Source organism: Actinoplanes octamycinicus (assembly GCF_014205225.1).
Lineage (GTDB): Bacteria > Actinomycetota > Actinomycetes > Mycobacteriales > Micromonosporaceae > Actinoplanes > Actinoplanes octamycinicus.
The window spans coordinates 6,576,456-6,599,600 of the sequence record NZ_JACHNB010000001.1 but is presented as its reverse complement, the minus strand read 5'-3'; the positions used below and the strand labels follow the sequence as shown (position 1 = coordinate 6,599,600).

The window sequence follows — 23,145 nt, the reverse complement described above, 5'->3', positions numbered from 1 at the left end:
AGGCCGTGGATCATCAATCCGACGGTGAGGCTTAGGGTCGGGACCATGCTCGAAACTCAACGCGAACGAGTGCCGTTCAACGACGACGGCGAGCGGGACACCGCGTGTGCGTTCCTGTCCTTCGCCCGGTCCTGTGTGCTGAAGAAGGTGGACGGTCTCGACGAGGAGCAGCTGCGCCGCCGCCTGGTCGTCTCGGACACCACGCTGCTCGGCCTGGTGCAGCACCTGACCGACGCGGAGCGGTACTGGTTCGGCTACACGGTCGGCGGTGACGAGCGGCACGCCGGCGTCGACTTCTCCATGCTGGTCCCGGCCGACCGGACCGCCGATCGGGTGATCGCCGACTACCGCGCCGCGATCGCCGAGAGCGACGCCCACCTCGAGGCCGCCGCCGGCCTGGACACCGCCACCGCCCACCCGGTCGGCGACGAGCACCGCACGGTCCGCTGGGTCATCGCCCACGTGACCAGCGAAACCGTCCGCCACGCCGGCCACGCCGACATCCTCCGCGAACTCATCGACGGCGTCACCGGGCGGTAATCCCATCGCCTGTCCGTCTCCTAGACTCGCCGGGTGGCGACGGTGAGTCAGGCGTGGGCTCGGATCGAGGGCTGGCTGCACGAGTGTTCGCCCGCAACGATCGGATTGCTCGCCGGGCCGGCGGAGCCGGACCTGATCCGGGCGGCCGAGGAGGCGTGCGGGGTCACGTTCCCGGCGGAGCTGGTCGAGTCGCTGCGGTGCCACGACGGGCTGGCCGAGTGGGGCAGCCTGCTCCCGGAGGCGGACCCGCTCGGGGTCACGGAGATCGCCGAGCGCTATGAGATCCGGATGGACGTCGCCGCGGACGTCGACGGTTTCGCGGTGCACGAGCCGAACACCGAACCGTGGTGGCACGAGCTGTGGATCCCGTTCGCCGCGTCCGGCGGGGATCTGCAGGTCATCGACCTGCGGCCGGGATCCGGGCGGGGCCGGCTGGGCTTCGCGCCGAACAGCGACGCGGGCGACTTCAGCACGGCCTGGCCGTCGCTGGGCGCCTACCTGACCGCGGTGGCGGACGCCCTGGAGCGGGGCGGCACCGTCGGTCTGTGGCACCCCGGTCACGCCGCCGACGGGACGCTCCGGTGGGAGCTGGCCGGCCAGACCTGAGCCGTGGCGATCGGCGGCTGCCCGGGACCGCCGCGAGCGGCCCGCGGATCAGACCGAGGCGAAGCGGGCGGCGAAGGCGACCGCGCCCACGTCGCCGTCGCGCAGGCGGACCGCGATGGCGTCCTCGCCGATGTGCTCCAGGGTGCGGGCCGCCGAGTTGATCGCCGCCGGCTCCTTGCGGAGCAGCTGTTTGGCGAGCCGGGCCTGCGTCGACCGGAGGGTGGCGAAGGCGCACTGGTCGAGGGCGGCCACGAAGTCGTCGGTGAGGGTGCCGGCCATGGCGTGCTCGACGACGAGTTCGCGCAGCCAGTCCGGCCAGTAGCCGTACTTGCCGACGATCTTGCCGGCGTGGATCGCCTCGGCCGGGGTGTTGCCGGCGTTCAGCAGCTGGGCGGTGACCGGCACGTCGAGGTGGGTGACCCGGAGCGCGGAGACGAAGATCCGCAGCAGCACCACCGCGCCGATCCGGGGCTCCAGCTCGGCGGCGGCCCGGGCGTAGTCCCCGTCGATCACCCAGGAGACCACCTCGGCCTCGGCCAGGGACGCCGGGTCGACACCCCGGGACGCGAGCCGTTCGATGGTCTCCCGGAGCCGGCTGCGCGCCTTGTCGTACCGGTCACGCAGACCTTCGCTGTTCGCCTTGTTGCGGTACAGGATGGCGATGTCGGCGGCGATGTCCGCCTCGCGTTGCAACAGCTGCGAAGTGATCTTCGGCAGCAGCAGTTCGGTCAGGCCGATGGTGACAATGGCCTCGTCGAACCGGTCGGAGGCGCTTTCGAACTGCTGCCACCAGTCGACGGAGTGCTCGCTGGACATGAGACCTCCTGGTACGCCGAATGGAAGCCTCATCGACCGGTTGCTGCGAAAGCTGCGCCGACCGTACCGAAAAGCAACGGACCGGAACCTCAAGCGCACCGGAAGTCAGTCGCCCACCCCGCGGTCCAGGGCCAGGTCGAGCGCCAGCACGCTGGCGATGATCAGCAGGTGCTCGACGGCGCCGGTAATCTGCACGGCGTAGGTGTCGCGGACGGTCAGCCAGCGCTTGGAGACCGCGGCGACTTCGGCGCCGCCCTGCTCGATCACATACTCGTGGTCGAGCAGGTTGCCCTTCATCTCCAGGTCGTCCGGGCCGGGCACGTCGATGACGAACTTCTCCCGGAACGGGGTGAACAGCTTCTTGCGCACCTCGGCGGCCTTCTCCCCGCCGATCCGCACCTCGTAGGTGGGGCGCAGGGCGACCAGGTGCCGGTGCACGCTGGCCACCTCCTGGCCGGTCGGGTCCTCGATCACCACCCGGTTCCGCAGGCTGAGCACCTTGCCGTCCACGTGGTAGACCTTGGCGCCGCTCTCATCGAGCACGTCGAAGTCGTCCCCGATGGCGAACAATCGTTCCCTGATCACATACATGGCTCGATTGTCCGCCACCGGCACAAAGAGGTCAGCTGTGCTCGACCGCCGCCTGCTGGATCGGCAGGGCGGCGACGTAGCGCCGCATGAAGGCGTCGAAGCCGGCCACGTCGGCCGGGTCCGGCTCGGCGGTGTCCAGCGCGGCGCCGGCGAACACGTCCTGGTCGAGGAACTGGTCGAGGCTCTGCCCGTCCTTGCGGCCGCTGACGAAGGCGGCCAGGATCGCGATGCCCCAGGCGCCGCCCTCGCCGGCCAGGTCGCCGACCGACACCGGGGTGTTGATCGCCGCGGCCAGGAGGTTCTGCGCGACGCCCTGGGTCTTGAACAGGCCGCCGTGCGCGAACATCCGGTCGAGCTGCACCGACTCGGCCTTCTGCAGCACGTCCATGCCGATCCGCAGGGTGGCCAGGGCGGAGTAGAGCTGGGTACGCATGAAGGTGGCCAGGTCGAGGGTGCTGCCCGGCTCGCGCAGGAACAGCGGCCGGCCCTCGTGCAGCCGGGTGATCGGCTCGCCGGACAGGTAGTTGAACGCCATAAGGCCGCCGCCGTCCGGGGCGCCGCGCAGCGCGGAGCGGAACAGCGTCTCGAAGACCGTATTGCTGTCGGCCGGCACGCCGAGCGCGGTGGCGAACTCGGCGAACAGCCCGGCCCACGAGTTCAGCTCGCTGGCGCCGTTGTTGCAGTGCACCATCGCGACCAGGTCGCCGGCCGGGGTGGTGACCAGGTCGACCTCGGGGTGCATCCGGCTGAGCGGCCCGTCCAGCACGATCATGGCGAAGATGCTGGTGCCGGCGCTGACGTTGCCGGTGCGGCGGGCCACCGAGTTGGTCGCGACCATGCCGGTGCCGGCGTCGCCCTCGGGTGGGCAGAGCGGGAGTCCGGGCTGCAGCACGCCGCTCGGGTCGAGCAGCCGGGCGCCGGCCTCGGTGAGCGTGCCGGCCTGCTCGCCGGCCGGCAGCACCGCGGGCAGCAGCGAAGCCAGCGGCGCCGGCACGCCGCGCCCGGCGACCAGCTCGTCGAACTGGGCCAGCATCCCGGTGTCGTAGCCGCCGGTGGTCACGTCGATCGGGAACATGCCGCTGGCGTCGCCGACGCCGAGCACCTGCCGGCCGGTCAGCTTCCAGTGCACGTAACCGGCCAGGGTGGTGAAGTGGGCGAGCCGGCCGATGTGCTCCTCGCCGTTGAGGATCGCCTGGTAGAGGTGGGCGATGCTCCAGCGGTGCGGGATGTTGTGGCCGAACAGGTCGCTGAGCGCCTCGGAGGCGTCGCCGGTGTTGGTGTTGCGCCAGGTGCGGAACGGGGTGAGCAGTTCCCCGTCGGCGTCGAAGGCGAGATAGCCGTGCATCATCGCGGAGACGCCGAGGGCGCCGGTGGTGCGCAGCTCGGTGCCGTGCTTGGCGCGCACGTCGGCGGCCAGCTGGGCGAAGCAGTCCTGCAGCCCGGCCCAGACGGCGTCGAGCGAGTAGGTCCAGACGCGGTCGACGAACTGGTTCTCCCAGTCGTGGCTGCCGACCGCGATCGCCTCGTGGCCGGGCCCGATCAGCACCGCCTTGATCCGGGTCGACCCCAACTCGATCCCGAGGGCGGTGTGCCCCTGGTCGATCGCCTCACGCAAGTTCGTCATGTTCACGTTCTACCGTACGAGTGCGCTGGTCCACCAGCAGGCCCACTCCCCAATTGTGATCGTTGCCATCGAACTTGATCGCCTGGTCGCCGGCCCTCACTTCCTGCGGTGGGCACCTCAAAACATCACAGGCCGCTTCCCGGCCGTCAACGCCGCACATCAGTGACCGCTTGACACCATTCACCCTGTTTTCGTACGCCCGGAGCCCCGTTCGCGGGAGTCCAGCCGCGTCAGGTCCGGCACCTCTAGTGGACTTCGTGCGCTATGTGGCAATCGTCACTATTTGGCAGCCGAACCGATCCTCGCGACGATTTGCGCAGGTCGTGCCCCACCTCAGGGTCCCGCGCGCCCGGCGTCGACGGCCTGACGGCGCCCGGGGCGAGTTTCCTTCCCGTGTCCGGACGGTTAGCCTCCCCTCGCAGTTAGGTAAGGATTACCTTAGTGGAGGCCCCGTTGGAGCGGTCCGATTCCCCGCATCTGTTTTCCGGCTCCACCCTGGACGGGTACACGTCCGGTGTGTGGCACGCGTCGGCGCTGCTCGCCGACCGGGTGAAGGCAGTGCGGCAGCCGTACTCCGGCGCAGGCGTCGCCGAGTTGCAGGACCAGGTCGACACCGTCGACCTCGACCAGCCCCTCGGTGACACCGGTGCGGCATTGCACGAAGTCGCCCGGCTCTACCTGGACAACGCCATCTGGTTCCATGAGCCGACCTACGTCGCCCACCTCAACTGCCCGGTCGCCATCCCCGCGCTCAGCGCGGAGGTGCTGATCTCGGCGGTCAACTCCTCGGTCGACACCTGGGACCAGAGCTCCGCGGGCACCCTCATCGAGCGGCGCCTGATCGACTGGACGGCCGGGCGGATCGGCTTCGGCCCGGGCGCCGACGGCATCTTCACCAGCGGCGGCACCCAGTCCAACCTGCAGGGCCTGCTGCTGGCCCGGGAGGAGACCCTGGCCGGTCCGGCCGGGGACCGGGCCACCGCGATCCCGAAGCTACGGATCTTCGCCACCACCGAGAGCCACTTCAGCGTCAGCAAGTCGGCCGGCATCCTCGGCCTGGCCGCCGACGCGGTGGTCGGGGTGGCCACCGACGGCACCGGCCGGATGGACCCGGAGGCGCTCGCCGCCGCCATCGACGACGTGCGCCGCGACGGCGGCATCCCGATGGCGGTCGTCGCCACCGCCGGCACCACCGACCTGGGCCGCATCGACCCGGTCGACGCCATCGCGGCGGTCTGCGAGAGCCGGGGCATCTGGTTCCACGTCGACGCCGCGTACGGCTGCGGTCTGCTCGTCTCGCGCCGCCGGAACCTGCTGGACGGCATCGAGCGGGCCGACTCGGTGACCGTCGACTTCCACAAGAGCTACTTCCAGCCGGTCAGTTCCAGCGCGATCGTGGTGCGCCGGGGCGAGACGATGCGCCGGATCGCGGTGCACGCCGACTACCTGAACCCACGCACCGCCGCCGTGCCGAATCAGGTCGACAAGAGCCTGCAGACCACCCGCCGCTTCGACGCGCTGAAGTTGTGGATGACGCTGCGGACCATGGGCGCCGAGCAGATCGGCGCCATGTTCGACGCCGTCATCGACCGGGCGCACGAGGTCTACCTGGAGATCTGCGACGACCCGGACTTCGAGGCGGTGGCCGCGCCGACGCTGAGCACGGTGCTGTTCCGGTACCGGCCGGCCGGGACGACCGTCGCCGAGTGCGACGACCTGATGCCGCGGCTGCGCCAGCGGCTGTTCCACGGCGGCCGGGCGATCGTCGCCGGCACCACCCTCGGCGGCCACTACTGGCTCAAGTTCACCCTGCTCAACCCGAACGCCACGATGGACGATCTGCGCAGCGTGCTGGACCTGATCCGCGGGATCGGCGCCGAGATGACCGGCGAGCGCGACGGGGCCGCGGCGGTGATGGCCTGATGCGCACGTACGACTTCGCCGCGATCGGCGTCGGCCCGTTCAACCTGGGCCTGGCCGCGCTCACCGAGGACCTCACCGACGTCGACGGGATCTTCCTGGAGCAGCGGGCCGGGTTCGACTGGCATCCCGGTCTGATGATCGACGGCGTGACGATCCAGGTGCCGTTCCTGGCCGACCTGGTGACGATGGCCGATCCGACCTCGCGCTTCTCGTTCCTCAACTACCTCAAGCAGGTCGGCCGGCTCTATCCGTTCTACATCCGGGAGAGCTTCTACCCGCTGCGCGCGGAGTACAACGAGTACTGCAAGTGGGTGGCCCGGCAGCTGCCGTCGATCAGGTGGAACACCCGCGTCGACAGCGTCACCCACGACGGCGAGGCGTACCTGGTGCACACGAACGGTGAGACGGTCCGGGCCCGCAAGCTGGTGCTCGGCATCGGCACGGCACCGCGCGTCCCGGCCGCCGTGGACCAGGGGCCCTACGTGCACAGCGCCGACTACCTGCCCAGGAAGGCCGAGCTCCAGCAACTCGACTCGATCACGATCATCGGCAGCGGGCAGAGTGCCGCGGAGATCTACCTCGACCTTCTCAACGACATCGAGACGTACGGCTACCGGCTGAGCTGGATCACCCGCTCCCCGCGGTTCTTCCCGATGGAATACACCAAGCTCACGCTGGAGATGACCTCGCCGGAGTACATCCGGTACCACCAGCGCCTGCCGCTGGAGACACGCGACCGGCTCGGCCGCGAGCAGCGCAACCTCTACAAGGGCATCAGCGGCGACCTGGTCGACACCATCTACGACACGCTCTACACCAAGAGCCTGGCCGGACCGGTGCCCACGACGCTGCTCACCGGCACCGCCCTCGCCGGCGTGATCTGGGACGGCGAGCGCTGGACGCTGGCGCTGGAGCACCAGGAGGAGGGCAGCTCGTTCACGGCCACCACCCGGGGACTCGTGCTGGCCACCGGCTACGCCCCTCGGGTGCCGTCCTTCCTGGAGCCGGTCCGTGACCGGATCAACTGGGACGCCCGCGGCCGGTTCGACGTCACCGTCGACTACGCCGTCGACCGCGCGGGTGACGAGATCTTCGTCCAGAACGCGGCCGAGCACACGCACAGCGTGACCGACCCCGACCTGGGCATGGGCGCCTACCGCAACAGCGTGATCCTGCGGGGCATCACCGGGCGTGAGATCTACCAGGTCGAGAAGTCGATCGCCTTCCAGCAGTTCGGGGCCCCCACGGCCGACATCCCCAAGGCAATGGTGACATCGTGAGACTCGTACCGCTGAATCTTGATCGTGATCTTGATCTTCTCGTCGCCTGGGTGACGCATCCCCGTGCGCACTTCTGGGGCCTGCAGGGCGCCACCGTGGAGCGGGTGCGCGAGGAGTACCAGGGCTTCCTGGACAACCCGCACTACGACGTCTGGCTCGGACTGGACGACGACGATGTCCCGCTGTTCCTCGCCGAGACCTACGACCCGGCGCACAGCGAGCTGGCTGAGCACTACGCCGTACGGCCCGGTGACCTCGGCATGCACGTGCTCGTCGCGCCGCCGACCCGCAAACGCTCCGGGGTCACCTCCGCGGTGATGCGGGCCGTCATGGACTTCTGCTTCGCCGATCCGCGGATCGAGCGGGTCGTCGTCGAGCCGGACGTCCGCAACGACGCCATCCAGCGCAAGAACGCCGAGGTCGGGTTCGTGCCGGAACGCGACGTGCCGCTGCACGGCAAGACCGGCCGGCTCAGCTTCTGCACGCGTACGGCGTACGCGATGAGCGTCCCGCACCTGCGGCCGGAGGCCATCGAGTTCGCGCACCGGCGGCTGATCGCGAAGGCGATCGCCGAGTTCAGCCACGAGCGCCTGATCGCACCCCTGCCGGACCCCTCCCAGCAGGACAGGTACCGATGCGGCGAGAACACCTTCACCGCGAAACGCTACCCGCTCGAACACTGGGTGATCGACCCCGAGTCGCTGGACGGGCCGCTCGACGCGCTCGATTTCATCGCCGGGCTGCGCGAGACGCTCGGCATCCCGGAGAAGCTGCTCGGCACGTACCTCGAGGAGATCTCCGCGACCCTGGCCGGCAGCGCCTGGAAGTACGCGCATCGCCGGGAGACCGCCGAGGACCTCGTGCACGCGAGCTTCCAGACCATCGAGGCGGCGATGACCGAGGGGCACCCCGGGTTCGTGGCCAACAACGGGCGCATCGGTTACGGGCTCGGCGATCACGAGGCCTACACCCCGGAGTCCGGGCGGCCGGTCCGCTTGCGGTGGGTCGCCATTCGCAAGGACCAGAGCGTCTTCGTGTACGCCGGTGACGAGCGCGACCACTACCGGGCCGAGCTGGGCGACCTGCTGGACCGGTTCGAGCAGCAGCTCCGTGGCCACGGGCTGGACCCGGCCGAGTACCGCTACCTGCCGGTGCACCCGTGGCAGTGGGAGCACAAGGTCACCGTCACGTTCGCCCCCGACGTGGCCCGCCGGGCGATCGTCCCGCTCGACGCCGGTCCTGATCGTTATCAGGCACAGCAGTCGATCCGGACGTTCTTCAACCTGGACCGGCCGGAACGCCACTACGTCAAGACCGCGATCGCCGTGCAGAACATGGGCTTCCTGCGCGGGCTGTCGCCGAAGTACATGCGGGCCACGCCGCCGATCAACGACTGGGTCGCGGGGGTCGTGGAGGGTGACGAGGAGCTGCGCGCCTGCGGCTTCGGCGTGCTGCGGGAGCTGGCGTCGATCGGGTACGTCGGCGACGCCTATCACCGGACCGGGACGCCCAGCGCGTACACCAAGATGCTCGCCGCCTTGTGGCGGGAGAGCCCGCTCCCGCGCCTCGCCGAGGGCGAGCGGCTCGCCACCATGGCCAGCCTGCTGCACCGCGACCGCGCCGGGAACTCGCTGGCCGCCGCCCTGATCCGGGAGTCCGGCGTGACGCCGGCGGCGTGGGTGGCGACCTACCTGCGCGCCTACCTGCGACCGATCGTGCACTGCCTGCTCAAGCACGATCTGGCGTTCATGCCGCACGGCGAGAACCTGATCCTCGTGCTGGAGAACCACGTCCCGGTCCGCGTGTTCATGAAGGACATCGGCGAGGAGGTGGCGGTGATGAACGACCAGCCGCTGCCGCCCGAGGTCGAGCGGATCCGGATCGAGGTCAGCGACGAGATCAAGGAACTGGCGGTGTTCACCGACGTGTTCGACGGGTTCCTGCGGCATCTCGCCGGGATCCTCGACTCGGACGGGGTGCTCAGCGCCGCCGAGTTCTGGGCGCTGGCCGGCGACTGCATCCGCGAGCACGCCAAGGACCACCCGTCGCTCGGCGGGCGGCTCGACCTGCTGCGGCCGACGTTCCGGCACTCGTGCCTGAACCGGCTCCAGCTGCGCAACACCCTGCAGATGGTGGACCTCACCGATCAGGCCAGCTCGCTGATCTTCGCGGGCGAGCTGGACAACCCGGTCGCGGCATGAGGGTCCACCGCGACGCCTACGGGATCCCGCACCTGCGCGCCGGCTCGGTCCTCGACCTCGCCTGGCTGCAGGGGCGGGTGACCGCAACCGATCGGGGCCGCCAGATCACCGTCGAGCGGCTCCGCTCGGAAGGGCGTCTGGCCTCCGTCGCCGGGGCCGCCGAGGTGGGCTGGGACCGGTTCGCGCGACAGGTGCGGCTCGACGAGACGGCGCGACGGTCCTTCGCCGGTCTGGACGACGCGACCCAGCGGTGGTTGCGGGCGTACGCGGCGGGTGTCCGCGCCGGGGGCGTCGAGTGGCAGCCGTGGTCGTCGCTCGGCGTCTTCCAGGTGCAGCACATCCTGTTCGGGACGTTCGGCAACAAGATGTGGCGGGCGCACGTCGAGCGGACCCTCGGCCCGGACGCCGTCGCGTGGTTCGCCACCGAGGGGCCGGGCGGCTCCGGCAGCAACGCCTGGACGATTCCGGGCGAGATCGCCGGCGACCCGCACCGGCTCCTCGAACTGCCCGGCGTCTACCAGCAGATCCGGCTCGCCTGCCCGGCCTTCGACGTGGCCGGGCTCACCTTCCCGGGCGTCCCCGGCGTGCAGCACTTCGGCCACACCGGATCGGTGGCCTGGGCCATCACCAACGCGATGGCCGACTACCAGGACCTCTACCTCGAGGAACTGCGCGCGGCCGGGGACGGGTTCGAGGCGCGCGGCGCGACCGGCTGGGAGCCGGTGGCCAGCCACCAGGAGACGATCGTCGTACGGGACGGGGCCCCGGTCGTGGTCGACGTCCTGGAAACCGCGCGAGGGCCGGTGATCGAGGGGAACCTGAGCCTCCGTACGCCCGCGCTGTCCACCTGCGACCTCGGTTTCGGCGCCCTGTTGCCGCTGCTGCACGCGTCCACGGTGGACGACGTGGCCGACGCCCTGTCCCGCTGGGTCGAACCGGTCAACAGCGTGCTCACCGCCGACAGCACCGGCCGCGCGCTGCAGCTCACCGTCGGCCGGGTGCCGCAGCGCGACGAGCGCAACCGGGTCGTGCCGGTCCCCGCCTGGGAGGCCCGCTACGCGTGGCGGCCGGGGTGGGCGCCGATGTTCCGTGCCGAGGTGACCACCGCCGTCAACGCCAACGACCGGCGGCCCGACACCGAGCCGTACGGCGTGGACTTCGCACCGCCCGCCCGCGCCCGCCGGATCCGTGAGCTGCTCGCATCCGGGGTGCCGCACGAGTCGATCCACATGGACACCTCGCTTCCCGCCGACTCGGCCGAGGCCGGGCGCCGGATGGCCGAGCGCTCGGCCGTCGCCCGTGGGCTGTGCGACCTTCCCGCGCTGCGGCCGCTGTTCTCGCCCTCCGGCCATGATCCGCTGTTCGCGCCGTGGAACGATCCCCGTGCGCGGATCGGGCTTGCGCTCGACGGGGTGCTCGCCGGGCTCGGCCTCGATCCGGTGGCCGTCGCCGCCGAGCCGCTCCCCGCGGCCTCGTCCTGGGGTGCGCGGCATCTGCTGCACCCGGTCCGGCTGCCCGGGCTGGACGCCGGCGTGCCGGAGGTCCGGCTCGGCGGCTCGGCCGGCTGCGTGCTGAACACGTCCAGCATTCCCGGGGTCAGCGACCTGTGCTGGCGTGGCCCGGTCGCCCGCTATGTCTGGGATCTCGCCGACCGGCGGCGCAGCCGGTGGGTCGTACCGTTCGGCGCGTCCGACGACCCCGCGTCACCACACTTTCTCGACCAGCTGCCGCTCTGGGCGGACGGGACCCTCGTCCCGCTGGTCACCGACTGGGAGGACCTCATGGAAGAGCCTTTGATCATCTTCGCGGAAAAGCTGCCCGGCCTCGGCGAGCTGACCGTGGTCCCCCTCGATCCGGCCGCGCACGCCCCGGTCGTGCACGGCTGGGTGACCAAGGAACGCAACCGGTTCTGGGGCATGGCCGAGCACTCCGTCGCCGACGTCGAGGAGACCTACGCCTACGTCGACAGCCTGGACAGCCACCACGCCTACCTGCTGCTGCTCGACGACAGCCCGATCGGGATCTTCCAGACCTACGACCCGTCACGCGACCCGGTCGGCGAGTGCTACGACGTGCAGCCCGGTGACTTCGGCGGGCACCTGCTGATCGACGCCGAGGGCCGCGAGCTGCCCCACCTGACCAGCGCCATCTTCCCGGCCCTGGTCCGGCAGGTCTTCGCGGCGGACCCGGCGCGCACGCGCCTCATCGCCGAACCGGACATCCGCAACGACCGCATGATCAGCCGGCTCCGGCAGGAGGGTTTCACCCTGGGCCCGGAGATCGACCTGGGCCACAAGAGGGCCCAGCTGGCCTTCCTCGACCGGGTCCGTTTCGAGGCCACCGAGAGGTAGCGGCGGCGTCCGCACCGCCGAGACGGCCGGCCGCTCCCGGGGCGACGACCGCGCACGCCCCGGCACGACGTCCCGCCCGGCACCGCGGTCACCTTCGCCTGGCCGGCGCAGGCCGCGACACCGCCGGGTGCGGTCTTCCAGTGGCGCATGGTGCGCGACGGGGTGGCCTGGTTCGGTGAGTTCTCGGCGGCGCAGACCATCGCCGTCGCCGAACCACCCGGGTGCGCGCACCTGCGCGCCACGGTCGCCGGCAACCGGCGCACGATCGAGGCCCTGACCGAGGACAACCGGCGGCGGGCGAAGGCGCCGCCACAGGACAAGGGCCAGTACACCGCGCGGATCCAGGAGAACAACGAGAAGATCGAGGACTGCCGCACGGCGATCGGCACCGCCATGAAGCAGGGCACCGACCTCGGCTGCCAGGCCCTCGGCTAGCGCGACCGCAGGAGCGCGAGGACGGCCATCAGGGTCCGCACCTCGCGCTCCCGGGCACTGAGCAGCGCCATTTCGTTCCGTCAGACCCGATTCTTCGGTACGGCCGGAGCCGCGCGGCGTGAACTAGACGCAGGACGAAGCACTCCTCGCCTTGTACTGGACCACCTTCCAGTAGTAGCCAGGGTCGGTGTAGAGCTGGATGGGGCCGCGGATGTCCGGGTTCCGGTTCCACTCGAGGTTGGCGTTCCAGCGCACCGAGATCTGCGCGCAGTAGCCGGGACCGATGTAGACGCCCTCGGTGGTGGACCAGGTCGGGAACCGGACGTCGCTGCGCTGGTAGGCGGGCAGAACCTGGTCGTATTTGCCGCTGCCGTAGTGGCCGTCGAAGAGATGCATGACGCCGAGGCCGAGGGAACTGCCGTTGTACACATAGTTCCGGCCGTCCGGGGTGGCTTTGACCGGCGTCGAGGTCAGTGCGAGCGTGGCCACGACCGTCGCCGCCGCCGCCGTGACACGCCTGAGAACCGCTGCCATGAAGAGACTCCTCGCCTGCTGGGAACAAGCGCCTGAGGATGTCGGGCGCCAGGACAGCAGACCTCGCCGGCACGGTGTCCGACCACCGGTCCGAACGACTCCGAACTGTCCGGAACGACGCCGAACAGCCTCAGGGGCTGACCCATCGCAGGCCGTCCGGCGCGCATCGGGTCGCTGGCGATCTGGTCCCGGTCAGCGGCGCTGCAGCAGGGCGAGGACGGCCAGCACCCGGCGGTTGCTGGTGGCGGCGCCGGGCAGGTCGAGCTTCTGGAAGATGTGCTGGATGTGGGTGCCGACGGTGTGCGTGGACACCCACATCCGCTCGGCGATGCCCTTGTCCGACAAGCCCTCGGCCATCAGGGTCAGCACCTCGCGCTCCCGGGCGCTGAGCCGGCTGAGCACGTCGTCGCCCTGGCGCGAGAAGATCAGCTCGCCGACCAGGTCGGAGTCGACCACGGTGCCGCCCTCGCCGAGGCGGCGCAGCGCATGGCTCAGCTGCAACGGTTCCAGGATGCGGTCCTTGAGCAGGTAGCCGGTGCCGGCCGCGCCGGCCTCCAGCAGCCGGGTGGCGTACTCCGGCACCGCGTACTGGGACAGCACCAGCACCCGCAGGCCGGGATGCGCGGTCCGCAGGTCGATGGCGAGCCGGATGCCCTCGTCGGTGAAGGTCGGCGGCATCCGGATGTCCATGATGACGCCGTCCGGGTGGTGCACCGCCACGCTGGCGGCGGTGTCCGCGGGCCGGCCCACCACGTCGACCACCCGGTGGCCCTCCACTTCGAGCAGCTGCCGCAGCCCCTCCCGGGCGATGATCGAGTCGTCGACGATCACGATGTCCATGGCAGCTCCGCCCGGATCCGGGCCCGGTCGGCGGCGAGCGTGCCGCCCACCGCGGCGACCTGGTCGGTGAGTTCGATCAGGCCGGGGTCCGCCCCGACCGGTCCCGGGCCGGTCACCTCGATCACCAGCCGGTCGCCGTCCCGGGCCACCGACACGTCCGCCCGCGCGTCCCCGTCGGTCCGGCCGATCCGGTCCAGTGCCTCGCGGACCAGGTCGTACGCCGTGGCCTCGACGATCGGGGCGGGCCGCTCCGGCACCCGCACGTCCAGCCGGACCCGGACCTTGGCGTGCCGGCTCAGCCAGGCCAGCGTCGGCTCCAGACCCTGGTCGGTCAGGATCGGCGGCCGCAGCCCGTGCGCGATCGCCCGCAGCTCGGCGATGGTGCCGCGCAGCTGGCGTTCCACGTCCTCGATCACCGCCCGCTGCGCCGGCTCGGCCAGCGACGCGCGCAGCACCCCGAGCGTGCACCCGATGCCGAGCAGCCGCTGCTGCGCCCCGTCGTGCAGGTCCCGTTCCAGTTCCCGGCGCTGCTGGTCGGCCGCGGTGGCGAGCCGGCGCCGGGAGGTCCGCACCTCGTTCAGCTGGGCCAGCACCTCGGCGCGCAGCCGGGCGTTGTCCAGCGCGATCCGGGCCGCGTCGGCGACCGCCGGCAGCAGCTGGTGCCGGTGCGCCAGGTCCGGGTCGTGCATCAGGAGCGCCACCGGCGGATCACCGAGCGGGGTGGTGGCCAGGCCGGCCACGGTGGCTGGGTCGAGCCGGTTGCCGGCCACGTCGACCGGGCCGTCCGGGGTCGGGAACACCACCCGCAGCCCGGGGTCGCGGACCGTCTCGGCCAGCGTCTGTTCCACGTCGGCGGCCGGCACGTGCTCGAGGCGATAGAGCAGGTCGGCGACCGAGGCCGGGGCGAGGTGCTCGCGCAACAGCCGGACGAGGAAGGTCACCGAGATCGCGGTCACGCACGTCCAGGCCATCGCCACGAACAGCACGGCGGTGGTGGCCACCCCGGGCGGGCCGTAGGTCGCGAGGAACAGGAAGGCGGCGACGAAGACCGCCAGCGCCAGGGCGGCGGCGCCGGCCGGGAACCGGCTCTCCCGGCGCACCGGCCGCGCCTGGGCCAGCCGCACCACGATCAGCGCCGCGGCCAGCACGCCCATCACCACCCAGGCGAACTGCAGGACGGCGGTGGCTTCGAGGTACGCGTCGGTCCCGTACCGCAACTGCGCCGCCACCCGGGCCACGCTGCCGATCGCCGCCAGCGCGTAGGCCACCCGGACCAGCCGGCGCTCGGCCCCGCCCGGCAGCCGCCCGGTCGGATAGGCCAGCAGGATCCGCCCGGCGATCGCGTACTGCACCCAGTACGTCGCCTCGCCGACCACCAGGATCGCCAGGGCGCCCGGGGTGTCCGGCGGGTAGGCGTAGCCGTACGGGCTCTCCACCAGCATCACCAGCCCGAGCGCCAGCATCCACCGGCCGGTCGTCCCGGTGCTCCGCAGCCGCAACGCGACCAGCCCGGGGATCACGAAGGCCAGCGCCAGCCCCAGGTCGGAGGCGAGGAACCCGCGGGCCCGGGTGTCGATCGCCAGCCCGATCGCGACGTCCGCGGCGAGCAGCGCGGCGACCAGCAGACCGAGGCCCACCAGCAGCAGGCTCGGCGGGTCCGCGGCCGGCGACGCGCGACGCGACCGGGCCATGTGTCCAGCAGGCTCCCTCCGCGCCGCGATGTCCATAGCCGAAAGTCATGATTCGGCCGGGCCGACCGCCACCGGCAGGTCGGCGCGCAGGACGGTGCCGCCGCCCGGCGGTGAGTCGACGGTCAGCCGGCCGCCGACGGCGGCGACCCGGTCGGCCAGGCCGCGCAGCCCGGTGCCGCCATCCACCCGGGCGCCGCCGGGACCGTCGTCGGCCACGGTCACCACCAGCGCCGCGTCCTCCCGGACGGCACGGACCCGGGCAGCCCGGCGACCGGTGTGCTTGGTGACGTTCTGCAGGCCCTCGCTGACCACGTAGTACGCGGTCGCCTCGAGCAGCGGGTCGAGGCGGTCCGGCAGCCGTACGTCAAGGTGCACCTCGCCGGGAGCCCAGCGGGCCATCTCGCGCAGAGCGGGCCCCAGCCCGCGCGTGGTCAGCACCTCGGGCAGGAGGCCCCGGCCGAGCCGGTCCAGCTCGCCGATCCCGTCCCGGACCGCCTCTTGCAGGTGGCGCACCCGGGTGCGGTCCCGGTCGTCGGGCAGCAGCGGCAGCAGGTCGCCGAGCCGCCGCTCGATCTCCCGCAGGCGTCGCCGGGGGCCGTGCCGCAGGTCGTCCTCCAGGCGGCGGCGTTCCCGGTCGGTGGCGACCGCGATCCGCAGCCGGGAGGCGCGCCCCTCGGCCAGCTTGGCCCGCAGCTCGGCGTGCAACCGGGCGTTGTCCAGGGCCAGCCGGGCGGCGGCCGAGGCGGAGGCCAGCAGGTCCCGGTGCTCGGCCAGCACCGGGTCGTGCACCAGGATCGCCCGCGGCTCGGCGCCCAGCGGCGTCTCGGCCCGCCGCCGGTCGTCCGCCGGGCGGAAGGGCGCGCCGGCGACGTCCAGCCGCCCGGCCGGCGTCGGGAACACCACCCGCAGCCCGGGATCGTGCAGCGCCTCGGCGAGCGCCCGCTCCACCCGGTCGGCGGGGACCGCGCCCAGACGGCGCACCGCCCGGCCCACCGAGGCGAAGGCCAGCCGCCGGCCCAGCAGGCCGCCCAGGAACGCCGCCGTGACGGCGGCCAGCGCCGCGCCGGTGAGCACCGTGTTCGGGCCGGTGACCAGCATGCCGGTGTAGAGGGCCGACGCGACGACGGCGGCCGGCACCACGAACGCCTCGTCGTGTCGCCGCCCGGGGCTGGCCAGCGCGAACCGGCGGGCCAGCGTCCCGGCGGCGACCGCGGTGAACAGCAGCCAGGCCGGCCAGATCTCCGGCCGGAGCAGGGTGATCGGGACCAGCGCGTAGCCGCTGCGGACGACGACCGACTCGGCGGAGTGCCGGGCGAGCCGGAACGACGGGCAGCTCAGCAGGAGGTGGCCGGCCACCGCGTAACGCAGCCAGTAGGCCGGCTCGCCGAGCAGCCGGGCGAGCGTCCCGCCGGGAGCCGCGGCGGACAGGCCGAAACAGTACGGCGCGCCGACCAGCACCACCAGCCCGAAGAGGGTCAGCAGCCCACCGGCACGACGACGCGACCGGACGGCGGACCACAGCACCAGCCCGGTGATCGCGCAGCAGCCGCCGAGCGTGATCTCGGAGGCGACCAGCGGCCACGGGCCGGTGGCGTAGCAGACGCCCAGCCACAGGTCCGCCCCGATCGCTGTCAGCACCGCCACGGCCGCGACCAGACGCCGGCGGTTCACCCGTCCATGCTGGCGCCCGCAGCCCGGCGCCGGCACCCGAGAGTCGGGGACTCGTCAGCGGAATCGCAGCGCGGAATCGTAGGACGGCCCGTCGGCGAGCCGGCAGACCACCGTCACCTCCTCCCCCTCCGGCACCCACAGGTCGTACTCGATCACCCGCCACCGCTGCTTCCAGCGGGTCACCACCTCGGCGACCGCGTGCGCCGGCACCCGCACCTCGACCGACGTCGCGTACGTCTGCGCCTGCTGCGTACTGATCTTGTGCCGTTCGTTCAGGCTCTCCTGGACCTGCCGCTGCAGCGACAGGCTCAGCGCCCCGTGGCTGGCGCCCACCCGGACCGTCCCGGTACGCGTCGTGGTCCGCCCCCACTCGATCTCGATCGACTTGGTCCAGCCGCACGAGATCTGCACCGACACCGTCGAGTCGACCGGGACCGCGCTGTGATCGATCGTGGACACCTCCTCGCCGAGCGGCGTCGTCTCGATCCGGACCGCCCGCTCCCGCCGGACCTGCACGGCGCCGCCCAGCGCCGGCACGAACACCGGCCACTCCTCCCCGCACGGTCCGCAGGCGATCACCGAGTCGGACCGGAACCGGGTCACGGTGACCCCGCCGAGCACGTCGTCGCCGAGCCGGCGGAGCCGCCGCAGGAAACCGGGCACCGGCTGGCCCGCGAACCGGGCGGTGGGGTTCTCCAGCAGCGCCCGGTCGCGCACGCTGAGATCGGTGATCTCCGCGCCGGACCCCTCGATGAAGGTGATGGACCGCCGGTGCCCGCGCGGGCACATCATGGTCCGGCAGTAGTCGTCGAACGCCTTGGACCGGACTGGCCTGCTCATGCCGCTCCCCTAATCGCGGAACCAGGCGATGAGCGCGCCGATGCCCAGCACGAGCAGCGTGATCAGCGCGCACGCCAGATGCGAACTCTCCCGGGCGACCGCACCCATGATCCTCCCCCTAACCGGGTGACTGAGCCTCCAGCCTGGCGGTGGGACCGGGCCGCGCACATCGCCGGTTGTCGCCCCTCCGCTCGTGAATTTCCATGACAAGACCCCTTTCCGGTACGACCGGAGCACGTCCCCACCCGGTAGCCTTCGGCGGTGATCCGCGGAGTGGTGTTCTTCGACGTCGACGGCACCCTGGTCCCGCGGACCAGCAGTGGGCAGCACCTGGCCGGCCTGCTCGGGCACGCCGAGGCGGTCCGCGAGGCGGAGGCCGGTTACGCCGCGGGCACGCTGACCAACGACGAGGTCTGCGTGATCGACGCCCGCGGCTGGGCGTCCCGGACCCCGGCCGAGGTGCGCGGCTTCCTGGAGTCGCTGCCGCTGGTCGACGGCATCGCCGAGACCGTCGCGTGGTGCCGCGGCCACCGGCTGGCCCCGGTCCTGGCCACGCTCGCCTGGGACCCGGTCGGCGCCTATCTGTGCGACCGCTTCGGCTTCGACCGCTCCTGCGGCCCCAGCCTGGAGGTGGCCGACGGCCGCTACACCGGCGAGGTCGCCACCTACTTCGACGAACTGGCCAAACGCGACTTCGCCCGGACCGTCGCCACTGACCTGGGCGTCCCCCCGCAGCACTGCGCGGCCATCGGCGACAGCCGCTCCGACCTGCCATTGTTCGCCTCAGTCGGCCTGGCCGTCGCCTTCAACGCCACCGAAGCCGCCCGAGCCGCCGCCCACACCGCCGCCACCGGCCCCGACCTGCGAGCCGTCCTCCCCCACCTCACCGCCTGGCAGCGCACCCTTCCCCGCGCCGGAACTCCCGACCATGGTCACTAGTCTCTGCCGATGGGTTACTGGGGATCGATCGTGGTCGCGAGGCCGCCGGGCCGGCCGACCGAAGCGTCGATGAGGTGGTCGTCGAGCTGACCGCCTGGTCCGCCGTCGCGGGATCGACGGCGGATGCCGATCGGGTGCGTCCGCTGGCCGGCCGCGACGACGCCTGCGGCCCAGTGGACATCGCTGTGCCGATCCGGCGTGGACACGGCCGCTCTCGCCCGGCGGGCCGCACACCTGATCGCGGCGAACGAAGCGCCTTCCGATGCGGGCAACCCGGTCCTCGACGAGGTCACGCTGGGCCGACTGGCAGCCCTGGGCGGCCCGATGGGGGACGCCGAAGCGCAGTGCGCCGGACCAGAGCGGCTCCTTCATATTGACGGACTTCTTTGTTGAGGTTTGTTGACAGTAGAGCGGACGCGTGCGAAGAATCAAGCCGAGAGCGCTCTCTTCACCATCCCCCACCATGAAGGACGTTCCGATGCCCCGTCCGCTCCCCACCCTGCTCGCCGGCGCGCTCGTCCTCGCCGGCCTCGCGGTGTCCCCACCGTCGGCCGCCGTCGCGGCCGAGTCGAATGACCCCGGGATGTTCGCCGCCATGCGGCGCGACCTGCACCTCACCGACGACCAGATCGCCCAGCGGCTCACCACCGAGGCGGCCGCCCCGGTCGTCGAGAAGCGCCTGCGCGCCCAGTTGGGCACACACTTCGGCGGCGCGTGGATCGCGGAGGGTGCCACCCGGCTCACGGTCGCGGTCACCAGCCAGGCAGACGCCGCCAAGGTCCGCGCCGAGGGCGCCGTGCCGACCCTGGTCAGCCGCAGCGAGAGTGACCTGGCGGCCGCCCGCGCCACCCTCGACCGGCACAGCGCGCAGGCCCCGGACACGGTCCGCAGCTGGTATGTCGACACCGTCGCGAACCGGCTGGTGATCACCGCCAAGCCGGGCGCCGAGGCCGCCGCCCGCGCCTTCGCCGCCGCCTCCGGCGCCGGATCGGTCACCGTGCGGACCGCCGCCGAGCAACCCCAGCCGATGTACGACACCCGCGGCGGCGACCAGTACGTGATCAACGGCAACACGCTCTGCTCGGTCGGCTTCCCGGTCGCCGGCGGCTTCGTCACCGCCGGTCACTGCGGCGGCGCGGGCAGCCCCACGCTCGGCTTCAACAACCAGGCCCAGGGCACCTTCGCCGGCTCGTCGTTCCCCGGCAACGACTACGCGTGGGTGCGTACCAACGGCAACTGGGTCTCGCAGCCCTGGGTGAACAACTACGCCGGCGGGAACGCCCTGGTGGCCGGCTCGCAGGAGGCGGCGATCGGCAGCTCGATCTGCCGGTCCGGCCGCACCACCGGCTGGCGCTGCGGCACCCTGCTCGGCAAGAACGAGACGATCAACTACGCCCAGGGCGCGGTCTCCGGCCTGAGCCGCAGCAACGCCTGCGCCGAACCGGGTGACTCCGGCGGCTCGTGGATCTCCGGCAACCAGGCGCAGGGTGTCACCTCCGGCGGCACCGGCAACTGCTCCAGCGGCGGCACCATGTGGTTCCAGCCGGTCAACGAGATCCTGCAGGTCTACGGCCTGCAGCTGACCACGACCGGCGGCGGGGGCGGCGGCTCGGCCCTGATCAGCAACTGGAACAACCTGTGCATAGACGTGCCGAACAGCAACTTCTCCGACGGCGTGCAGGTGCAGACCTGGGGCTGCAACGGCAGTGGCGCCCAGAAGTGGGAGGCGGTCGGCGGGGCGCTGCGCACCGGCAACAACATGTGCCTGGACGTCCCGTGGGGCTCGACCGCCAACGGCGCGATCATCCAGATCGCCAACTGCAGCGGGAACCCGGCCCAGCAGTGGGTGCTCAGCGGCGCGGGTGACCTGGTGAACCCGCAGGCCAACAAGTGCCTGGACATCAAGGACTGGGTGAACGGCAACGGCGCGAAGCTGCAGCTGTGGGACTGCGCCGGCACCGCCAACCAGAAGTGGCGCCGCGGCTGACGATCCCGATCAAGATCCGATTGTGGTACGACCGGAGCCGGCGGCCTCGCCGGCTCCGGTGGCGCCATGGTCAGCCGGCCGTCGCGCGGGTGTGGACGTCGCAGTTGCCGCCGCGCTCGGCGCGCCGCACGGTGGCGCCGGCGCACACTCGCAGGTCCGGCTCGGCGCCGCCCCAGAGGAGCGCGGAGGTGGTGTTGAAGTTGGTCTTGCCCGGGCCGCACAGGCTGGTCAGCGTGTGCCAGACGAGGCCGTCGGCCGGACCGTTGGCGGCGATCTGGACGACGCCGCAGCGGTTCCGGCTGTTCATCGCCAGGGTGCCCTGCACCTTGACCGGCGGGACGGGCCGCTCGGGAATGCTCATCATCCGGTCATAGGTGCCGTAGGCCGAGGCGGGGCCGGCGGCCAGCTCGAAAGAGTTGTCCGCGGCGACCGCCGGCGAGGCCAGCGTGAGAACCATGCCGAGGCCCGCGAGGGCGCCGAGAGCGACATTCTTCATCAGGTACTCCAGAATTGTTCAACGGTTGGTCGAAAATGGTCATGCGGCGGCCGCCCCGCTCGAAAGGCGCGGCTTCGGCCAGCACAACGACAATGGCGCCCGGCGCGACATGCGCCGGATCGCGGAAAAGGGTCAGCGCACGTAGAGGGTGTAGCTCGGCGCGAAGCCGGTCTGGCAGCGGAAGGACACCCACACGTGGCGGGCGACGCCGTCCGCACCGACCTCGAGACACTCGGCCTGCGCGTCGGCGACCTCGTTGAAGGCGGCGGTGTAGACCAGCTTCTCGGTGGCCCGCGGCCTGGTCCGCGGCGTGAACGTGACGGTCAGGTCGTCACCGGCGAAACCGCTGCGCACGGTGGGCGAACGCCACACACCGGCGGCCACTCCGGCGTCGCCGATGACCGCGGCACGGCCGAACCCGTAGGTGCCGAGCAGCTCGGTGGTGGTGCCGGTCGGCGCGGCCTGGGCGGCGGCCGGGGCGAGCAGAGCGGTCACGGTCGCGGCGAGTGCGGCGACATGGATCTTACGCATTTTTTAACGTCCCTTTGCAGACAGCCCGGGGATCTTCCCGTGGCATGGCACTCCCGCCGGAAGATTTTTTCTTCCGGCGCGACGAGACCATATCAGCATTCCAAAGGGGACGGATGTGGATGCCGTCACACCACAGCAAATAACAATCCGTACGCAATTAACGATTGTTAAGCCCGCAATATCAACACCCGCCCCGACTACGCGCCGACCGACACCCTGATCACGCATTGGGGACTACACAACCGGCCGACAAAACCGCGAAATGCCGCCGGTGAGGAGGCAAGCGATTCTCCGACGCCCGCGGGGTGTGCGGGCGGCGGAGAATCGCCTGCCTCCTCACCGGTTACCAGGCGTTTTGCGCGCGGAGCGAAGCGGAGCCAGTCAGCTCAGTGCCAGTCAGCTCAGGCTTCGAAAATGCGCGGCCCGTGGATCTCGTGGTGCAGGCGCTGCATGCGCTCGTCCAGGCGGGCGGCGTCCTCGGCCGCGGCGGCCAGCTCCGCGCGGAGGGCGGCCGGCACGTCGGCGTCGTGCTTGTAGTAGATCTTGTGTTCCAGGCTGGCCCAGAAGTCCATCGCGACGGTGCGCAGCTGGACCTCGACCGGGACGGCGACGACCTGGTTCGACAGGAAGACCGGGATCTCCACGATCAGGTGCAGGCTGCGGTAACCGTTCGGCTTCGGCTGGGCGATGTAGTCCTTGGTGACCACCAGGTGCACGTCCGGCTGGCGGGTGAGCATCCGGGCGACCGTGTAGACGTCCGGCACGAAACCGCAGACGATCCGGATCCCGGCGATGTCCCGGATCCGGGTGCGCAGGTCGTCGACGTGGAGCGGGCAGTTCAGCCGGCGCGCCTTGGCGGTGATGCTGCCGAGCGACTTGAGCCGGGGCGTGACGTGCTCGATCGGGTTGCCCCGGCCGCGGTGCGCGAGCTCCTCCGCCAGGATGTTGATCTTCGTTTCGATCTCGGCGAGTCCGAATTTGTACACCATCAGGAACTTGTTCAGCTCGGCCATCGCCCCGTGCAGCACCTCGGGCTCGGGGTGGTGGGCGAACCCCAGCGTCCCGAACGGCCCACCGGCCGGCTGCACCCGGGCCACCTGCCGGTCACCCGTGCCGAGTTCTCCCGTGCGGGGATGCTCGGTGGTCACGTCCGTCTCTCCTTGGTGCATCCGGTGGCTCCTCCACCGTTTATCGGCACGTCCGCGAGGCACAGTAGCGGACCGCCGCTCGACTTATCCCGCCGACCGGC

The 23,145-nt window shown here is 71.6% G+C and carries 21 protein-coding genes; 10 read left to right on the top strand and 11 right to left on the bottom strand.

Annotated features, from left to right (window positions below; translation table 11 throughout):
* The first annotated feature begins 45 nt into the window (after positions 1–45).
* Together BJY16_RS29330 and BJY16_RS29325 are read left to right on the top strand one after the other, a co-directional pair.
* Positions 46–540 carry a DinB family protein gene (locus BJY16_RS29330; protein ID WP_185042781.1) on the top strand — a complete coding sequence of 165 codons (495 nt, stop codon included), beginning with the start codon at positions 46–48 and terminating at the stop codon, positions 538–540.
* Between the two features lie 33 nt (positions 541–573).
* A complete protein-coding gene (locus BJY16_RS29325) occupies positions 574–1,146 on the top strand; it encodes an SMI1/KNR4 family protein (protein WP_185042780.1) in 573 nt (190 codons plus the stop codon).
* Positions 1,147–1,194: 48 nt separating this feature from the next.
* On the opposite strand, the gene BJY16_RS29320 is transcribed toward BJY16_RS29325, so the two are convergent.
* From BJY16_RS29320 to BJY16_RS29310, 3 genes are all read right to left on the bottom strand, one after another.
* Complete coding sequence (locus BJY16_RS29320; protein ID WP_185042779.1) at positions 1,195–1,962, bottom strand: hypothetical protein; 768 nt, start codon at positions 1,960–1,962, stop codon at positions 1,195–1,197.
* Positions 1,963–2,067: 105 nt separating this feature from the next.
* On the bottom strand, positions 2,068–2,553 hold the full coding sequence (locus BJY16_RS29315; protein WP_185042778.1) for an LURP-one-related/scramblase family protein: 486 nt from the start codon (positions 2,551–2,553) through the stop codon (positions 2,068–2,070).
* Between the two features lie 31 nt (positions 2,554–2,584).
* A complete protein-coding gene (locus BJY16_RS29310; protein WP_185042777.1) occupies positions 2,585–4,177 on the bottom strand; it encodes a xylulokinase in 1,593 nt (530 codons plus the stop codon).
* Between BJY16_RS29310 and BJY16_RS29305 the strand changes: the two genes are divergently transcribed.
* From BJY16_RS29305 to BJY16_RS29280, 6 genes are all read left to right on the top strand, one after another.
* Positions 4,176–4,343 (top strand): hypothetical protein, encoded by a 168-nt coding sequence (locus BJY16_RS29305; protein ID WP_185042776.1) that lies wholly within the window; start codon positions 4,176–4,178, stop codon positions 4,341–4,343. The genes BJY16_RS29310 and BJY16_RS29305 overlap by 2 nt on opposite strands.
* Before the next feature lie 275 nt (positions 4,344–4,618).
* Complete coding sequence (locus BJY16_RS29300) at positions 4,619–6,100, top strand: pyridoxal phosphate-dependent decarboxylase family protein (protein WP_185042775.1); 1,482 nt, start codon at positions 4,619–4,621, stop codon at positions 6,098–6,100.
* Entirely contained in the window at positions 6,100–7,380 is a 1,281-nt protein-coding gene (locus tag BJY16_RS29295; RefSeq protein WP_185042774.1) for a lysine N(6)-hydroxylase/L-ornithine N(5)-oxygenase family protein, read from the top strand. Before BJY16_RS29300 ends, BJY16_RS29295 begins: the two co-directional genes overlap by 1 nt.
* Positions 7,377–9,581 carry a GNAT family N-acetyltransferase gene (locus tag BJY16_RS29290; RefSeq protein WP_185042773.1) on the top strand — a complete coding sequence of 735 codons (2,205 nt, stop codon included), beginning with the start codon at positions 7,377–7,379 and terminating at the stop codon, positions 9,579–9,581. Before BJY16_RS29295 ends, BJY16_RS29290 begins: the two co-directional genes overlap by 4 nt.
* Positions 9,578–11,932 (top strand): GNAT family N-acetyltransferase, encoded by a 2,355-nt coding sequence (locus BJY16_RS29285; protein ID WP_185042772.1) that lies wholly within the window; start codon positions 9,578–9,580, stop codon positions 11,930–11,932. The genes BJY16_RS29290 and BJY16_RS29285 overlap by 4 nt, the downstream gene beginning before the upstream one ends.
* A gap of 147 nt (positions 11,933–12,079) precedes the next feature.
* Positions 12,080–12,367, top strand: a complete 288-nt coding sequence (locus BJY16_RS29280) for a hypothetical protein (protein ID WP_185042771.1) — start codon at positions 12,080–12,082, stop codon at positions 12,365–12,367.
* 123 nt (positions 12,368–12,490) lie between these two features.
* Here the strand turns inward: BJY16_RS29280 and BJY16_RS29275 are convergent, their stop codons facing one another.
* The 5 genes from BJY16_RS29275 to BJY16_RS29255 all read right to left on the bottom strand — a co-directional run bounded on the left by BJY16_RS29275 (position 12,491) and on the right by BJY16_RS29255 (position 17,943).
* A complete protein-coding gene (locus tag BJY16_RS29275; protein WP_185042770.1) occupies positions 12,491–12,901 on the bottom strand; it encodes a hypothetical protein in 411 nt (136 codons plus the stop codon).
* 192 nt (positions 12,902–13,093) lie between these two features.
* Positions 13,094–13,741: a response regulator transcription factor gene (locus tag BJY16_RS29270; RefSeq protein ID WP_185042769.1), complete on the bottom strand. Its 648-nt coding sequence runs from the start codon at positions 13,739–13,741 to the stop codon at positions 13,094–13,096.
* Positions 13,729–15,432: a sensor histidine kinase gene (locus tag BJY16_RS29265; protein ID WP_185042768.1), complete on the bottom strand. Its 1,704-nt coding sequence runs from the start codon at positions 15,430–15,432 to the stop codon at positions 13,729–13,731. The genes BJY16_RS29270 and BJY16_RS29265 overlap by 13 nt, the downstream gene beginning before the upstream one ends.
* Before the next feature lie 45 nt (positions 15,433–15,477).
* On the bottom strand, positions 15,478–17,103 hold the full coding sequence (locus BJY16_RS29260) for a sensor histidine kinase (protein ID WP_185042767.1): 1,626 nt from the start codon (positions 17,101–17,103) through the stop codon (positions 15,478–15,480).
* A gap of 54 nt (positions 17,104–17,157) precedes the next feature.
* Positions 17,158–17,943: a hypothetical protein gene (locus BJY16_RS29255; protein ID WP_185042766.1), complete on the bottom strand. Its 786-nt coding sequence runs from the start codon at positions 17,941–17,943 to the stop codon at positions 17,158–17,160.
* Between the two features lie 261 nt (positions 17,944–18,204).
* Here BJY16_RS29255 and BJY16_RS29250 point away from each other — a divergent pair, with 261 nt between their 5' ends.
* Both BJY16_RS29250 and BJY16_RS29245 read left to right on the top strand, forming a co-directional pair.
* On the top strand, positions 18,205–18,882 hold the full coding sequence (locus tag BJY16_RS29250; RefSeq protein ID WP_203759233.1) for an HAD family hydrolase: 678 nt from the start codon (positions 18,205–18,207) through the stop codon (positions 18,880–18,882).
* 478 nt (positions 18,883–19,360) lie between these two features.
* A complete protein-coding gene (locus BJY16_RS29245; RefSeq protein ID WP_185042765.1) occupies positions 19,361–20,869 on the top strand; it encodes a ricin-type beta-trefoil lectin domain protein in 1,509 nt (502 codons plus the stop codon).
* 70 nt (positions 20,870–20,939) lie between these two features.
* On the opposite strand, the gene BJY16_RS29240 is transcribed toward BJY16_RS29245, so the two are convergent.
* The 3 genes from BJY16_RS29240 to BJY16_RS29230 form a co-directional block, all read right to left on the bottom strand.
* Complete coding sequence (locus BJY16_RS29240) at positions 20,940–21,365, bottom strand: hypothetical protein (protein WP_185042764.1); 426 nt, start codon at positions 21,363–21,365, stop codon at positions 20,940–20,942.
* A 132-nt stretch (positions 21,366–21,497) separates the two neighbouring features.
* Positions 21,498–21,896 carry a hypothetical protein gene (locus BJY16_RS29235; RefSeq protein ID WP_185042763.1) on the bottom strand — a complete coding sequence of 133 codons (399 nt, stop codon included), beginning with the start codon at positions 21,894–21,896 and terminating at the stop codon, positions 21,498–21,500.
* Positions 21,897–22,297: 401 nt separating this feature from the next.
* Positions 22,298–23,044: a GTP pyrophosphokinase gene (locus BJY16_RS29230; protein WP_239177913.1), complete on the bottom strand. Its 747-nt coding sequence runs from the start codon at positions 23,042–23,044 to the stop codon at positions 22,298–22,300.
* Positions 23,045–23,145: the final 101 nt, after the last annotated feature.

Bases quoted from the DNA above. Each gene is read 5' to 3' on its own strand.
- BJY16_RS29330 (WP_185042781.1), top strand. From the start codon at position 46: ATGCTCGAAACTCAACGCGAACGAGTGCCGTTCAACGACGACGGCGAG.
- BJY16_RS29320 (WP_185042779.1), bottom strand. From the start codon at position 1,962: ATGTCCAGCGAGCACTCCGTCGACTGGTGGCAGCAGTTCGAAAGCGCC.
- BJY16_RS29315 (WP_185042778.1), bottom strand. From the start codon at position 2,553: ATGTATGTGATCAGGGAACGATTGTTCGCCATCGGGGACGACTTCGAC.
- BJY16_RS29305 (WP_185042776.1), top strand. From the start codon at position 4,176: ATGTTCACGTTCTACCGTACGAGTGCGCTGGTCCACCAGCAGGCCCAC.
- BJY16_RS29310 (WP_185042777.1), bottom strand. From the start codon at position 4,177: ATGACGAACTTGCGTGAGGCGATCGACCAGGGGCACACCGCCCTCGGG.
- BJY16_RS29295 (WP_185042774.1), top strand. From the start codon at position 6,100: ATGCGCACGTACGACTTCGCCGCGATCGGCGTCGGCCCGTTCAACCTG.
- BJY16_RS29285 (WP_185042772.1), top strand. From the start codon at position 9,578: ATGAGGGTCCACCGCGACGCCTACGGGATCCCGCACCTGCGCGCCGGC.
- BJY16_RS29280 (WP_185042771.1), top strand. From the start codon at position 12,080: ATGGTGCGCGACGGGGTGGCCTGGTTCGGTGAGTTCTCGGCGGCGCAG.
- BJY16_RS29275 (WP_185042770.1), bottom strand. From the start codon at position 12,901: ATGGCAGCGGTTCTCAGGCGTGTCACGGCGGCGGCGGCGACGGTCGTG.
- BJY16_RS29270 (WP_185042769.1), bottom strand. From the start codon at position 13,741: ATGGACATCGTGATCGTCGACGACTCGATCATCGCCCGGGAGGGGCTG.
- BJY16_RS29265 (WP_185042768.1), bottom strand. From the start codon at position 15,432: ATGGCCCGGTCGCGTCGCGCGTCGCCGGCCGCGGACCCGCCGAGCCTG.
- BJY16_RS29255 (WP_185042766.1), bottom strand. From the start codon at position 17,943: ATGAGCAGGCCAGTCCGGTCCAAGGCGTTCGACGACTACTGCCGGACC.
- BJY16_RS29245 (WP_185042765.1), top strand. From the start codon at position 19,361: ATGCCCCGTCCGCTCCCCACCCTGCTCGCCGGCGCGCTCGTCCTCGCC.
- BJY16_RS29240 (WP_185042764.1), bottom strand. From the start codon at position 21,365: ATGAAGAATGTCGCTCTCGGCGCCCTCGCGGGCCTCGGCATGGTTCTC.
- BJY16_RS29235 (WP_185042763.1), bottom strand. From the start codon at position 21,896: ATGCGTAAGATCCATGTCGCCGCACTCGCCGCGACCGTGACCGCTCTG.